Origin of the sequence: Streptomyces sp. NPDC094032 (genome assembly GCF_040303965.1) — a bacterium.
Classification (GTDB): Bacteria; Actinomycetota; Actinomycetes; order Streptomycetales; family Streptomycetaceae; genus Streptomyces.
On the sequence record NZ_JBEOUE010000008.1, the window covers coordinates 1 to 14,146 of the forward strand.

The 14,146-nt window shown below is 72.1% G+C and carries 12 protein-coding genes and 1 tRNA gene; 4 read left to right on the plus strand and 9 right to left on the minus strand.

All coding sequences use genetic code 11. The annotated features are described in order from the left end of the window. Window positions 1-378 precede the first annotated feature (378 nt). Genes ABTZ54_RS13785 through pgsA form a run of 3 tightly spaced genes read right to left on the minus strand, consistent with a single transcriptional unit; the run spans window position 379 to window position 3,127 of the window. A complete protein-coding gene (locus tag ABTZ54_RS13785; RefSeq protein WP_351661648.1) occupies window positions 379-1,536 on the minus strand; it encodes a glycosyltransferase family 4 protein in 1,158 nt (385 codons plus the stop codon). Continuing rightward, a complete protein-coding gene (locus ABTZ54_RS13790) occupies window positions 1,533-2,474 on the minus strand; it encodes a phosphatidylinositol mannoside acyltransferase (RefSeq protein WP_351661651.1) in 942 nt (313 codons plus the stop codon). Before ABTZ54_RS13790 ends, ABTZ54_RS13785 begins: the two co-directional genes overlap by 4 nt. Then, complete coding sequence (gene pgsA / locus ABTZ54_RS13795; protein ID WP_351661654.1) at window positions 2,471-3,127, minus strand: phosphatidylinositol phosphate synthase; 657 nt, start codon at window positions 3,125-3,127, stop codon at window positions 2,471-2,473. Before pgsA ends, ABTZ54_RS13790 begins: the two co-directional genes overlap by 4 nt. Before the next feature lie 267 nt (window positions 3,128-3,394). Between pgsA and ABTZ54_RS13800 the strand changes: the two genes are divergently transcribed. Further along, complete coding sequence (locus ABTZ54_RS13800; RefSeq protein WP_351661657.1) at window positions 3,395-5,599, plus strand: elongation factor G-like protein EF-G2; 2,205 nt, start codon at window positions 3,395-3,397, stop codon at window positions 5,597-5,599. Window positions 5,600-5,786: 187 nt separating this feature from the next. Continuing rightward, a complete protein-coding gene (locus tag ABTZ54_RS13805) occupies window positions 5,787-7,445 on the plus strand; it encodes an AbeC-like domain-containing protein (RefSeq protein ID WP_351661660.1) in 1,659 nt (552 codons plus the stop codon). Between the two features lie 24 nt (window positions 7,446-7,469). Here ABTZ54_RS13805 and ABTZ54_RS13810 read toward each other — a convergent pair whose 3' ends face one another. Further along, complete coding sequence (locus ABTZ54_RS13810) at window positions 7,470-8,033, minus strand: HIT family protein (protein ID WP_351661663.1); 564 nt, start codon at window positions 8,031-8,033, stop codon at window positions 7,470-7,472. 65 nt (window positions 8,034-8,098) lie between these two features. Here ABTZ54_RS13810 and ABTZ54_RS13815 point away from each other — a divergent pair, with 65 nt between their 5' ends. Continuing rightward, a complete protein-coding gene (locus tag ABTZ54_RS13815) occupies window positions 8,099-8,785 on the plus strand; it encodes a potassium channel family protein (RefSeq protein WP_351661665.1) in 687 nt (228 codons plus the stop codon). Window positions 8,786-8,801: 16 nt separating this feature from the next. Here the strand turns inward: ABTZ54_RS13815 and thrS are convergent, their stop codons facing one another. From thrS to ABTZ54_RS13830, 3 genes are all read right to left on the minus strand, one after another. Further along, a complete protein-coding gene (gene thrS, locus ABTZ54_RS13820) occupies window positions 8,802-10,778 on the minus strand; it encodes a threonine--tRNA ligase (protein WP_351661668.1) in 1,977 nt (658 codons plus the stop codon). Between the two features lie 114 nt (window positions 10,779-10,892). After that, complete coding sequence (locus ABTZ54_RS13825; protein WP_351661671.1) at window positions 10,893-12,068, minus strand: hypothetical protein; 1,176 nt, start codon at window positions 12,066-12,068, stop codon at window positions 10,893-10,895. Beyond that, window positions 12,068-12,637: a DUF4365 domain-containing protein gene (locus tag ABTZ54_RS13830; protein ID WP_351661674.1), complete on the minus strand. Its 570-nt coding sequence runs from the start codon at window positions 12,635-12,637 to the stop codon at window positions 12,068-12,070. Before ABTZ54_RS13830 ends, ABTZ54_RS13825 begins: the two co-directional genes overlap by 1 nt. Window positions 12,638-12,757: 120 nt before the next feature. Between ABTZ54_RS13830 and ABTZ54_RS13835 the strand changes: the two genes are divergently transcribed. After that, the gene (locus ABTZ54_RS13835; RefSeq protein WP_351661677.1) at window positions 12,758-13,486 is read left to right on the plus strand and encodes a 3'-5' exonuclease; all 729 of its coding nucleotides are present in this window, start codon (window positions 12,758-12,760) and stop codon (window positions 13,484-13,486) included. 69 nt (window positions 13,487-13,555) lie between these two features. Here the strand turns inward: ABTZ54_RS13835 and ABTZ54_RS13840 are convergent. Both ABTZ54_RS13840 and ABTZ54_RS13845 read right to left on the minus strand, forming a co-directional pair. After that, window positions 13,556-13,627: transfer RNA gene (locus ABTZ54_RS13840), tRNA-Val, on the minus strand. A 39-nt stretch (window positions 13,628-13,666) separates the two neighbouring features. Beyond that, window positions 13,667-14,113, minus strand: coding sequence for an SRPBCC family protein (locus ABTZ54_RS13845; RefSeq protein ID WP_351661680.1), 447 nt, complete (start codon window positions 14,111-14,113; stop codon window positions 13,667-13,669). Between the last annotated feature and the right edge of the window lie 33 nt (window positions 14,114-14,146).

Consider the following 14,146-nt stretch of genomic DNA (forward strand, 5'->3'; position numbering starts at 1 on the left):
ACGGCACCGACGTGCGCGACCTCGGCTTCGACACCCTCGCGGGGGCCGTCGGGGTCGTCTCCCAGGAGACCTACCTCTTCCACGCCTCCGTCGCGCCGGACGTGGCGGCGCCCGTAACGAGCGAAGCGAAGTGAAGGTCGCAGTCCGGACACCCCCACCCCCGCGGAGGTACCGGGCGGCGGTGGTGTCACGGGCCGTCGTCGTGGGCCAGGTGCAGACAGGGGGCGGAGGCGCCCGCATAGGGCGCCGTTCCGTTGTGCCCACCCGTTCCGCCCCAGCGGAACGATTGCCCACAACGGGGGGGGCGGGGGCGGGGGCGGGACGATTGCCCACAGCGGGGGGCGGGGCAGAGGCGGGGTCCAGGGGCAGCAGCCCCTGTTACAGCCCCAACCGCGCCCGCAACCCCCCGCTCGCCCGTTCGTCCGTCGCCACCGACGCCGCCCCGTCCGTCACCGTCTCGTAGACGGCCAGGATGTCCGCCCCCACCGTCGACCAGTCGAACCGCCGCACATGCGCCGAGCCCCGCTCCCGCAGCTCCTCCCGCCGCGTCTCGTCGCCGAGGAGCCGGATCGCCTGGGCGGCCAGGTCGTCGGCGTCCTCGTTGGCGAAGAGCTGGCCCGCCGCCCCCTGGTCGAGGACCTGCGCGAAGGCGTCGAGGTCGGCGGCGAGGACGGGCGCACCCGCCGAGAGCGCCTCGACGAGGATGATGCCGAAGCTCTCACCCCCCGTGTTGGGCGCCACATACACGTCCACGCTCCGCAGCAACCGCGCCTTGTCCTCGTCACTGACCATCCCGAGGAACTCGACCCGCGACCGCATCTCGCGAGGCAGCGAGGCGACGGCCTCCTCCTCGTCACCGCGCCCGGCGACGAGCAGCCGCGTGCCGGGCCGCTCGGCGAGGATCCGGGGCAGGGCCCGCATCAGCACGGGCAGCCCCTTGCGCGGCTCGTCGATCCGCCCGATGAACCCGAGCGTGCCCCCCTGCCACTCCTTCCGCGGCTCCGCGCGGGCGAAGAAGTCGACGTCGACGCCGTTCGGAATGACGACGGCGTCGCCCCCGAGGTGCTCGACGAGGGTGCGCCGCGCGTACTCGCTGACCGCGATCCGCGCGCTGATCTTCTCCAGCGCCGGCTGAAGGATCGGATACGCGGCGATCATGGCCCGCGAGCGCGGGTTGGAGGTGTGGAAGGTGGCGACGATCGGCCCCTGCGCCGCCCAGCAGGTGAGCAGCCCGAGCGAGGGCGAGGTCGGCTCGTGGATATGGACGACGTCGAAGGTGCCGTCGTGCAGCCACCGCCGCACCCGCGCCGCCGACAGGAAGCCGAAGTTGAGCCGGGCGACGGACCCGTTGTACGGCACGGGCACCGCGCGGCCGGCGGAGACGACGTACGGCGGCAGCGGCGTCTCGTCGTCGGCGGGCGCGAGGACGGAGACCTGGTGACCGAGCCGGATCAGGTGCTCGGCGAGGTCGCGGATGTGGAACTGGACGCCGCCCGGCACGTCCCAGGAGTACGGGCAGACGATGCCGATCCTCACGTAGAACCGTCCTCCCGTCGCTCCTCCAGGTCGGCGAGCCACAGTCGCTGGAGCATGTGCCAGTCCTCCGGGTGGTCCGCGATGCCCGCGGCGAAGACGTCGGCGAGGGCCTGTGTCACGGAGGACGTCCTCTCGGTCCGGGTACCTGACTCGGGCACGTCGAGCGGCGCGTGGATCTCCCCGCGCATGACGTCGGTGTCGTCGTACCAGAGGGTCACCGGCAGCAGCAGCGCCCCGGTCTGCTGGGCGAGGATCGCGGGCCCCGCGGGCATCCGGACGGGCTCGCCGAAGAAGGAGACCTCGACCCCCGACGCGGACAGGTCCCGGTCGGCGACGAGGCACACCAGCCCACCGGCCCGCAGCCGCCGCGCCAGCGTCCCGAAGGCGGAGCCGCCGGTGTGCGGCAGCACCTCCATGCCGAGGGACTCGCGATAGGCGACGAACCGGTCGAACAGCGACTCGGGCTTGAGCCGCTCGGCGACGGTGGCGAAGGGCACGCCGAGCGCGCGGGTGACCCAGACACCGGCGAGGTCCCAGTTGCCCATGTGGGGCAGGGCGAGGACGACACCGCGCCCGGAGGCGAGGGCGTCCTTGAGGTGGTGGACGCCCTTGGGGTCGAAGCTGCCGGCGGCGCGCTCCGCGTTCCAGGTGGGCAGCCGGAAGGACTCCATCCAGTAGCGCATGTACGAGCGCATCCCGGCCTTGGAGAGCTCCCGCAGCCGCTCGGGGGAGGCGTCGGGGACCACGCGCGCGAGGTTGGACTCCAGGCGCAGGACGCTCTTGCCGCGCCGCTTCCAGGCGGTGTCGGCGATCCGGCGTCCGAGCCCCTTGGCGACCGGCTCGGGCAGCTTCTTCACGGTGGCCCAGCCGAGCCCGTAGAGACCGTCGGTGACCCGGTCCTTGAGGCTCGTGGGGGCCTGCTCCTTCGCGTCGGTCACGTGGCCTCGCCCGCCCGCGCCGCCGCGTCCGCCTCGGCGGACTCCCGGCGTACCGTCACGACACGCTGTCCCAGGGTGACCGCCGAGCCGACGGCCACGATCCACAGGGCGATCGGCAGCAGGATCTGGACGCCGGGCACGCCGAAGGTGTGCAGACCGGCGAGACCGGCCGCGACCAGCGAGATCACCAGGCGTTCGGCGCGCTCGACGAGACCGTTGACGGCGACCGGCAGGCCGATCGATTCTCCACGCGCCTTGGTGTACGAGACGACCTGGCCGCTGGCCAGGCAGAAGATCGCGACGGCGCACAGGACGTTGTCGTCGCCCTTGCCCGCGTAGTAGAGCGCGAAGCCGCCGAAGATCGCGCTGTCGGCCACCCGGTCGAGGGTGGAGTCGAGGAAGGCGCCCCAGCGGCTGGAGATGCCCGCCTGGCGGGCCATGTTGCCGTCGACGAGGTCCGAGAAGACGAACAGCGTGATGACGATCGTGCCCCAGAAGAACTCCCCGCGGGGGAAGAAGACCAGCGCGCCGGCCACCACCCCGGCGGTGCCGATGAGCGTCACGGCGTCGGGGCTGACGCCCCGGCGGAGCAGAAACGCGGCGAACGGTGTGAGGACACGCGTAAAAAAGGCACGCGCGTACTTGTTCAGCATGGCCTTCCCGAGGTTCGGTGGGCCGCGCGGCCCCTACGACCACCGGCTCACCCATCGTAGCCACGCGCGCCCCCGCGAAAGCGTCGGCACCCGCCCACGACGCCCGTGCCGCCACATTTAGGCACCATGAGCGCACCCGGAGCGCACCCGGACCGCATCCGGACCACGCCCAGCCCACACCCGGCATACGACGTATGGACGCACCGTGACGTCGGTGCAAAGCTCGAAGGACGACCTCACCGTACGAGCAGTCGGGAGGAAGACATCATGGGCGACAAGGCGAACGCGCACTCCGGGGCCGCCGGCAGGGCTCCAACGGCCGACCGGCCCTCGGCCGTACGGAACGTGGTGCTGGTCGGCCACAGCGGATCGGGCAAGACGACCCTCGTCGAGGCCCTGGCCCAGACCGCGGGCGCGGTCAACCGGGCCGGGCGCGTCGAGGACGGCGGGACGGTCTCCGACTACGACGAGATCGAGCACCGCCAGCAGCGCTCCGTACAGCTCTCCCTCGTCCCGGTGGAATGGGGCGGGTGCAAGATCAACCTCCTGGACACACCGGGATACGCCGACTTCGTCGGTGAGCTGAGGGCCGGTCTGCGCGCGGCGGACGCGGCCCTCTTCGTCGTCTCGGCGGCGCAGGAGGCCGACGCGGTCGTGGGCTCGACGCGCGCGGTGTGGGAGGAGTGCGCCGCCGTCGGCATGCCGCGGGCGATCGTGGTGACCCATCTCGACACGGCGCGCACCGACTTCGACCGGCTCACCGAGGTCTGCGCCGGACTGTTCGGCGGCGACGACCCCGACGCCGTACTCCCCCTGTACCTGCCCGTGCGCGGCCCGGAGAGCCCCGACGGGCACGCCCAGGCCACGGGGCTCGTGGGGCTGCTCACGGAGCGGATCTTCGACTACGCGACGGGGGTACGCCGGGAGGACCCGCCCGAGGAGACGCAGCGCCCGCTGATCGCGGAGGCCCGCGCCCGGCTGATCGAGGGGATCATCGCCGAGAGCGAGGACGAGACCCTGATGGACCGCTATCTCGGCGGCGAGGAGATCGATCTCAAGACGCTCGTCGAGGACCTGGAGAAGGCGGTCGCGCGCGGCACCTTCCACCCGGTGCTCGCGGCCGCCCCGGCGGCGGACGGCGGCAAGCAGGGGCTCGGCACGGTGGAGATCCTTGAGCTGATCACCGGCGGCTTCCCCACCCCGCTGGAGCGCGCGGCGCCGGCGGTCACGAGCCCGGAGGGCGCGCCGCGTCCGGCGCTGGTCTGCGATCCGGACGGACCGCTGGTCGCCGAGGTCGTGAAGACCTCGTCGGACCCGTATGTGGGCAGGATCTCCCTGGTCCGCGTCTTCTCGGGCACCCTGCGCCCGGACGAGACCGTGCACGTGTCGGGGCACGGGCTGACCGACCGGGGCCACGAGGACCACGATGTCGACGAGCGGGTGGGGGCGCTGACCTCCCCGTTCGGCAAGCAGCAGCGGGCCCTGTCGCAGTGCGTCGCGGGCGATCTGGCCTGTGTGGGCAAGCTGGCCCGCGCGGAGACGGGCGACACGCTGTCCGCGAAGGACGCCCCGCTCCTGATGGAGCCGTGGGCGATGCCCGAGCCGCTGCTCCCGCTGGCGATCGAGGCGCACAGCAAGGCCGACGAGGACCGGCTGTCCCAGGGGCTGGCCCGGCTGGTGGCCGAGGACCCGACGATGCGGCTCGAACAGAACCAGGACACCCGTCAGGTCGTCCTGTGGTGCCTGGGCGAGGCGCACGCGGACGTGGCACTGGAGCGGCTGCGCGGGCGCTTCGGGGTGCAGGTCGACACCGTGCCGCACAAGGTGTCGCTGCGCGAGACCTTCGGCGGCGCGTCCGCCGGGCGCGGGCGGCATGTGAAGCAGTCCGGCGGGCACGGCCAGTACGCGATCTGCGAGATCGACGTGGAGCCGCTGCCGGCGGGCAGCGGCATCGAGTTCGTCGACAAGGTGGTCGGCGGCGCCGTGCCGCGCAACTTCATCCCCTCGGTGGAGAAGGGCATCCGGGCGCAGGCGGCCCGCGGGGTCGCGGCGGGTTATCCGCTGGTGGACATCCGGGTCACCCTGCGGGACGGCAAGGCGCACTCGGTGGACTCCTCCGACGCGGCCTTCCAGACGGCGGGCGCCCTGGCCCTGCGGGAGGCGGCGGCCGAGGTGCCGATCCGGCTCCTGGAGCCGGTGGCGGAGGTGGTGGTGCTGGTCCCGGACGACTATGTGGGTCCGGTGATGAGCGATCTGTCGGGGCGGCGCGGCCGGGTGGTCGGCACCGAGCAGGCGGGGCCCGGGCGGACGCTGGTCCGGGCGGAGGTGCCCGAGATCGAGATCGGGCGGTACGCGATCGACCTGCGGTCGGTCTCGCACGGCACGGGCAGCTTCGACCGCACGTACGCGCGGCACGAGGCGATGCCTCCGCACCTGGCCGACAAAGTGCGCGAACAGAGCCAAAAGGGATAGCGACTGACGGACCGTCGCCCGGCCGGCACCCGACGCCGCCCGCCCAACTCCCTCCCGGCGGGCGGCATTCGGCCGCGTCCGTCCACTCCGGTGACGCATCCGTCGTCGCCCGGTTACGCTGTGGTGCCCAGCTCAGAAGGTGTGCGGGGCGCGGCAGTTGGGAACAGCCCGCACAGGGACCGTGGTGATGGGGGCGGCAGTGACGATCGGCAGTTTCGGCATCGGGGCGCAGATTCCCCTGCAGGGCTCGGACGCACAGACGGCGGCGACCCATGCCCTCGCCTCCGCCGCGTACCGCGACAGCCCGGTCGGGGTGATCCTCGACGCCAACAGCGAGTGGCACAAGTCGACGGTCAAGGAGGGCAAGTGGCACAAGCTGTTCCGCCCCGACCTCGGTGAGGCCTTCTCCCGAGCCGTGCAGGTACGGATGCTGGGCGGCGCCCGCAAGCCCCTGATCCAGTCCTTCGGGGCCGACCCCCAGCCGGTCGTCGAGCACTGCCTGGCCGCCACCGGCATCCGCAGGCAGCGCGATGTGAAGCTGACCCTGGTGACGCTGCTCTTCGGTCTGCTCTTCCTGCCGGGGCTGCTGCTGTGGCTCGGCGTGATCCAGCTGCGCCGGGTCGCCGCCGGCTCCGACAACCGGCGTACCAGCGCCATCGGCACCTTCGTGCTGGTCGTCGCCGGCATCTTCGCCGCCCTGGTGCTGCTGAAGCTGCCCTTCGACGGCGTGCTGCCCAACTATCTGCGCGCCATGGTGGTGGCGCCGGTGCTCGGCTGGTACCTGGCCCGCCGGATCTGCGAGAACACCGCCCAGGACCTGCGCGAGCGCTGGACCGCGCTGCTCAGCGGCGGCGGCATCGGCGCCAAGATCCCCGAGGCCGTGCCGCAGGACCCGGCCGAGAAGACCGCCGAGGAGCTGCGCCAGAACCTGGAGAAGCTGGCCGCCGAGCAGCAGTCCAACGTCGTCTTCTACGCGGGCCCCAAGGGAATACTGGGCATGGGCACCCGCTGGGGCAGCTGGACCCTCGCCGAGGAGCTGATCCCGCAGAACGGCAAGGAGATCCACGACTTCCGCGCCTGGGACGTGGTCCGCGAGATCCACACCCAGCTCACGCTCCTGGAGCGCGGCTCTCTGAAGACGGGCTTCCCCAAACCCACGGTGAAGCACTGGATCGTCTCGCCGGTCGGCGAGGGCGCCGACGAGGTGGGCCGCCCCGAGGGCGAGAACGTCGTCGCCTTCCAGGTGAAGCCGCACGAGATACAGCGCATCTGCAACGACCAGCAGTTCGGCAGTGGAAACCGGCACTATCTGGGCGTCCAGTTCACCCTCTGGGACGGGCAGCTGGTCCTCACCATGATGGTGACGGTCACCTCGCTGCACCACACACTGCGCGTCGAGGTCACCGGCCACGCCCTCGGCCCGGTCCACTCGCTGTTCACCAGCAAGCCGAAGGCGAAGACCAAGGAGGTCTCCAAGACCGTCAGGTTCTGGGAGACCCGGGAGATCAAGCTGCCGCTGACCGACACGGACGACGTGGTGCGGCAGGCCGTCCGCGCGCCGCTGACCTGGTTCCCGCCGGTCCTGGACTTCCTGGGCGGCAAGCTGGTGCTGCCGGAGCCCTTCGGACTGCGGCACCCCTGGGCGAGCCCGCCCTGGAAGAACCGCTTCATGGCCGACGACGCCATCCGCGCCGCGACCCCCGTCCTGCGGGCGGTCCACGCCGCGACCATCAAGGTGCTCGACGATCACGGCGTGGACACGGAGCGCTTCACCAACCGCTCGCTGGTCCTCGGCGGCGGCATCCAGGACCCCGGCCCGAAGAAGGCCGACCTCTACGACGCGTAGGGCGGGCGCCGGGCCGGGACCGGCTCAGATGCCGGCCGGCCAGGCGTCGGCCAGCATCTTCCGGGTGTCGGCGAGGAGCTGCGGCAGCACCTTGGTGTGGCCGACCACCGGCATGAAGTTGGTGTCGCCGCCCCAGCGGGGCACGACGTGCTGGTGGAGATGGGCGGCGATCCCGGCGCCGGCGACCGTGCCCTGGTTCATGCCGATGTTGAAGCCGTGCGCGCCGGAGGCGGCCCGCAGCGCGACCATGGCCGCCTTGGTGAACTCGGCGAGCTCGGCGGTCTCGGCCGGGTCGAGGTCGGTGTAGTCGGCGACGTGACGGTACGGGACGACCATCAGGTGGCCGCCGTTGTACGGGTAGAGGTTGAGGACCGCGTACACGCTCCGGCCCCGGGCGATCACCAGGCCGTCCTCGTCCGACTTCGAGGGGATCGTGCAGAAGGGACAGCCGTCCTCGGCGCCCGGCCCGGTGGGCTTGTTCTCGCCCTGGATGTAGGCCATCCGGTGAGGCGTCCACAGGCGCTGGAACGCGTCCTGCGTCCCCACTCCGATCTGCTGCTCCGGCTCAGTCGTCATGCTGTGCAGCATATTGCTTCGCCCGTTCGGATCGTGTCGCCGGGGCGGAAGATCCACACAGAGGCCATCCTGAACCGATGAGAGACAGGCCGACCGTACCGCCCGCGCAGGAGCGCTGGGACCGCTGGATGGAGACCCCGCTGACGGTGATGGCCCTGGTCTACCTGGCCGCCTACGCGGTGCGGGTGCTCGGACACGACCTGCCGGGGCCGGTGCGGGACCTCTGCCTCGCACTGACGTTCGCTGCCTGGGCCGTCTTCCTCGTGGACTATGTCGTACGGGTCGGGCTGAGCGGCCTCGGCGTGCTGCGCTTCGTCCGCCACCATCTCCTCGACACGGTGGTGCTGATCCTGCCGCTGCTGCGCCCGCTGCGGATCGTCAGCGTCTACGACCGGGTGCAGCGCCGCCGCGACAAGCCCCGGCTCTCGCTGTACGCCCGGGTCATGGCGTACGGGGGAATGACGGCGGGGCTGCTCGGCTTCGCGGGGGCGCTGACCGTCTACCACTTCGAGTACGGCGCCCCCGGCGCGACGATCCGCACCTTCGGCGACTCGGTGTGGTGGGCCTGCGCGACCCTGGCGACGGTGGGCTACGGCGACGTGACGCCGGTGACCCCGATGGGGCGGCTGACGGCGGTGGGGATCATGGGGGTCGGCCTGGCACTGCTCGGCGCGGTGACGGGTTCCTTCTCGTCCTGGCTGATCCAGGCGTTCACCCGGGAGGACGAGAAGGGGCCCCCGGGGAACTCCCCGGGGGCCTCCTGACCGTTCCTCAGTCCGCTCAGACCTGGACGCGGTCCTCGACGATCTTGGCGATCTTGGCGATGGCCTCGTCGACCGGGACGCCGTTCTCCTGCGAACCGTCGCGGTAGCGGAAGGAGACGGCGCCGTTGGCCATGTCCTCGTCGCCCGCGATGATCATGAACGGGACCTTCTGCTTCTGCGCGTTGCGGATCTTCTTCTGCATCCGGTCCGAGGAGGCGTCGACCTCCACCCGCAGGCCCTGCTTCTTCGCCTTGGCGGCGAACTCCTGGAGGTACGGGATGTGCGCGTCGCCGATCGGGATGCCGGTCGCCTGCACCGGGGCGAGCCAGGCCGGGAAGGCGCCCGCGTAGTGCTCGAGGAGCACCGCGAAGAAGCGCTCGATCGAACCGAACAGGGCGCGGTGGATCATGACCGGGCGCTGCTTGGTGCCGTCCGGGGAGGTGTACTCCAGGTCGAAGCGCTCCGGCAGGTTGAAGTCGAGCTGCACGGTCGACATCTGCCAGGTACGGCCGATGGCGTCCCGCGCCTGCACGGAGATCTTCGGGCCGTAGAACGCGGCGCCGCCCGGGTCGGGGGTCAGCGGCAGGCCCTGCTTCTCGGCGACCTGCTGGAGGACCGCGGTGGCCTCCTCCCAGACCTCGTCCGAGCCGACGAACTTCTCCGGGTCCTTGGTCGACAGCTCCAGGTAGAAGTCGGTCAGACCGTAGTCGCGCAGCAGGTTCAGGACGAAGGTGAGCGTCTTGTCGAGCTCCTCCGCCATCTGCTCGCGGGTGCAGTAGATGTGCGCGTCGTCCTGGGTGAAGCCCCGGGCCCGGGTCAGACCGTGCACGACGCCGGACTTCTCGTACCGGTACACGGTGCCGAACTCGAACAGGCGCAGCGGCAGCTCACGGTAGGAGCGCCCGCGCGCGTCGAAGATCAGGTTGTGCATCGGGCAGTTCATGGGCTTGAGGTAGTAGTCCACGCCCTCGTCGAGCTGCATGGGGGGGTACATGCCCTCGGCGTACCAGTCGAGGTGACCGGACTTCTCGAACAGCTTGCCCTTGGTGGCGTGCGGCGAGTAGACGAACTCGTAGCCCTCCTCCTCGTGCCGCTTGCGCGAGTAGTCCTCCATGACCCGGCGGATGATGCCGCCCTTGGGGTGGAAGACGGCGAGACCGGAGCCGATCTCGTCCGGGATGGAGAACAGGTCCAGCTCGTTGCCCAGCTTGCGGTGGTCGCGCTTCTCGGCCTCGGCGAGGAAGTCGAGGTGGGCCTTCAGCTCCTCCTTCGACGGCCACGCGGTGCCGTAGATGCGCTGGAGCATCGGGTTCTTCTCGCTGCCGCGCCAGTAGGCGGCGGCGTTGCGCATCAGCTTGAACGCCGGGATGTTCCGGGTGGTGGGCAGGTGCGGACCGCGGCAGAGGTCCTTCCAGCACAGCTCGCCGGTCTTGGCGTCCAGGTTGTCGTAGATCGACAGCTCGCCGCCGCCGACCTCGACGTTGGCGCCGTCGTCGGTCGAGGCCGCGCCCTTGATGCCGATGAGCTCCAGCTTGTACGGCTCGGCCGCGAGCTCCTCGCGGGCCTCCTCGTCCGTGACGACACGGCGCGAGAAGCGCTGGCCGCGCTTCTGGATCTCCTGCATCTTCTTCTCGATGACCTTGAGGTCCTCGGGAGTGAAGGGCTTCTCGACGTCGAAGTCGTAGTAGAAGCCGTCCCGGACCGGCGGGCCGATGCCCAGCTTGGCCTCGGGGAAGAGCTCCTGCACGGCCTGGGCCATGACGTGCGCGGTGGAGTGGCGCAGGATGTCGAGACCGTCCGGCGAGGAGATCTCCACCCCCTCGACGACATCGCCCTCGGCGAGCTCGTACGCCAGGTCCTTCAGCTCGCCCGCGACACGGGCGGCGATCACGGTGCGGTCGTCGGCGAACAGGGCGCCGGCCGTGGTGCCCGCGCTCACCGTCCTCTCCTCTGCTCCCGAGGCGGACTGGACGGTCACACGGACTTCAGACACGGATGCTCCATACATAGGGGCGCTGGCAGACACGAGGTGCCGGCGCCGGCGGTGCGCGGCAGAGACGAGGTGCCGCGCAGGCCTTGATCCTACCGGGGGTCCGTGTCCCGCCCCTCAGTCCTCCCCGCCGCAGGGGTCCTCGAAGAAGTCCGCGTTCTCGATCGTCTCCTGCATCGACTTCATCAGCCGGTCCCTGACCGCCTCGTCCACCTGCACCGGCACCACCCCGCTCGCGTCGGCGAGCCGCCGGAAGCCGCCGCGGCTCTCCAGCCTGCCCACGACCCGGATCGGCAGCCCGACCAGATGGGCGTGCCCGGCGGTGCGGTACGCGTCCTCGTCGAGGGTCACCCGGACGTGCCGCACGTCCGCCCCGGCCAGCACGCGCAGCCGTACGGTGCCCTCGCCGCGCGGTCCCGAGCGGCGCATCCGGACGACGCTGCCGGTGATCCGTACCGGTACGGAGGGCTCGTCGGCCAGGTAGCGGGCGGCGGCCTCACGCAGCGCGGGCAGGTCGCCCGGCGAGAACTCGACGGGCTCGGGGCGGGCGGCGCAGCCCACCGGGGTGCCGGCCGCCGGGGACCACTCCAGGGCGACCCCGGCGCCCTCGGTGCCCCGCACCAGCGCCACCAGGGCCTCGGTGAGCTCACGGCTCACCCCGGCCTCGACGGCGGTGTCGAAGGCCTCCATGCCGCCGGTCGCCCGCTGGTAGTCGACGGCCTCCCGGGCGGCGTAGAGCGCGTGGTAGAGGCGCACGGAGACGGCCCGGCCCGGGTCGACGGGCAGGAAGGCGGTGAGCCCGCCGTCCGGCGCCCCGTCCACGACGACGTTCTCCAGGGCGGACCGGGCCTGCCGCCGGTGCCGGGCCCCGTGGTACCCGGCCCGGTCGCGCACGGCGAGCGCGCCGGCCAGCAGCATGGAGCGGGCGGCCGCCCTCAGCTGCTCCTGCACGGGCCAGGGCACGCCGCCGGACGGGCCCGGCGGCACATCGCGCCACCAGCGGATCTCGTCGCTGGGCACGGTGAGCCCGGTCAGCACCTCGCGGGCGGAGGGCGTACCGCTGCGGGCGAGCGCCGTCAGGGCCTCGCCGATCAAGTCCTCGCAGTCCGGGAAGGCCCGGCTGTCCGGCACCAGGAGGCTGGTGCCCCGGCCGGCCGGCTCGGGCCCGGGCGGGGCCCAGCGGCTGTAGCGTCCGGCGGCGCCGCCGTGCCGCCGCCAGCCGTGCCGGGCGAGCAGCGCGCCGAGCACGCGCGGGTCGACCCCGCCGGGGTCGGGTTCGTCGATCGGCCGCATCAGGGTCTCCCTCCCACGCCGACCCGGGCCATGATCTCGCAGAGCGCCCGGTCGTCGAAGATCCGCGCCGTCGGGATGCGCACGGTGGTCCTGCGCCGTCCCGTGACCGGGTGGCCGGCCAGGTTGATCCAGTAGCAGCAGTGCCGCAGGTCCAGCCGGTCGTGGCCGGCCCGCAGCCAGTCCTCCCGGTCCCTCGGCACGAGCATCACGACCAGGATCTTGTGCACGGCCACGGGGGTCCGGGCCAGCTTCACCAGGTGCTCGTTGTCCAGGGTGAACGAGAAGGCGGGAGCGCCGGGCGTGCGCGGCGGCAGTTGGTAGGTGCACTTCAGCTGCACCTTGATGGTGACCTCGTCGTCGACCGTGTGCCCGGGGGCGCTGTGGCTGACGTGCCAGTCGATGCCGTTGTCCGGGAACGGCTGCGACAGCGAGCAGCCCGCCGCCGCCGCGACCGCGTGGAGGTACCCCACCTGGAGGGTCTCCATGCAGGCGGTGGTGGCGAGCGAGCCGCGCAGCGGTGCCGTCCCCTGGGGCGGCGGCCCGCCCCATTCGGGCTGGGCTATCGCCATGTCAATTCCCTCCCCCGTCAGCTCTGTTGTGACCGGTTTGCGTACGGTGCAAACAGCCCGGGTATCACCGTTTCGGGCAGGGGGATGGCCATCTGCCGCGCGCGTGCGAGGAGTTCGGGGATGACGACGCACTGGTTCGAGGGGCCCCTGGCCGCATTCGACACGGAGACCACGGGAGTCGACGTCGAGGAGGACCGCATCGTGTCCGCCGCCCTCGTCGTCCAGGACGCCTCGGGGATGCGCCCGCGCGTGACGCGCTGGCTGGTGAACCCCGGCATCCCGGTGCCGGCGGGGGCCACCGCCGTGCACGGGCTGACGGACGATCACCTCCAGCGCAACGGCCGCTGGCCCTCACCGGTGGTGGAGGAGCTGGCCCGGGCGATAGCCGAGCAGAGCTCGGCGGGGCGGCCCCTGGTGGTGATGAACGCGCCCTTCGACCTGACGATCCTGGACCGCGAGCTGCGCCGGCACCGCGCCTCCTCGCTCGGGACCTACCTGGACGGCGTCCCGCTGTGCGTGCTCGACCCCCGGGTCCTGGACAAGCACCTGGACCGGTACCGCAAGGGCCGCCGGACCCTGACGGACCTGTGCGAGCAGTACGGCGTGCCGCTGGACGGCGCCCACGACGCGGCGGCGGACGCCTCGGCCGCGCTGGAGGTCGTACGGTCGGTGGGGCGGCGTTTCGCCTCGCGCCTGGAGCGTCTGTCGCCGCCGGAACTGCACACGCTGCAGGCGGTGTGGCACGCGGCGCAGGCCCGGGGTCTGCAGGCCTGGTTCGCCCGGCAGGGCACCCCGGAGGCGGTGGACCCGGCGTGGCCGCTGCGTCCTGAGCTGAGGACGGCGGCCTGAGGGCAGCCCCGTAAGGGTGCCGGAAATGGCTGAGGCCGGTCCGTCGTCTGACGGACCGGCCTCTCCCGGTGGGCGATACTGGGATCGAACCAGTGACCCCTTCGGTGTGAACGAAGTGCTCTCCCGCTGAGCTAATCGCCCGGGAACGGGTTGAACCATACAGGGCTTTCGGGGTCTCGTTCAAACCGCCCGCAGCCGGGCCGCCAGCCCGCGCCGCCCGCCCCGCATCATCAGCGCGTGGTTGGCGCGGAACACGGGCCGCCCGGGGACGGCCAGCGCGCGCATCAGCGGCGCCCGGACCTCGACCTCCTGCTCGTACAGGGCCCGGGTCCCGTTCCCCTCGGGGGCCAGGGTCCAGCGGGCCCAGCCGTCCAGGTCCCCGCTCAGGCCGACCTCCAGGACCCGCGCGCCGGGGTCGCGGCGCCGGGCCCGGGCGGTGACGACGAGGTCGTACGGGAGGAGGGAGCGGAGCCGGGCGGTGCCGGTGAGTTCGTCGAGCGGGACGACCTCGCGCACCTGGGGCCACCAGCGGGGGTACTCCTCGGCGCGTTCGAGCACGGCGTAGACCGCGTCGGGCGGAGCGGCGAGGCGCCAGACGCTGCGGAAGCGGTAGCGGCACCAGTCCATGAGCCCAGTGTGGGTTACGTGGGCTACTCAGGC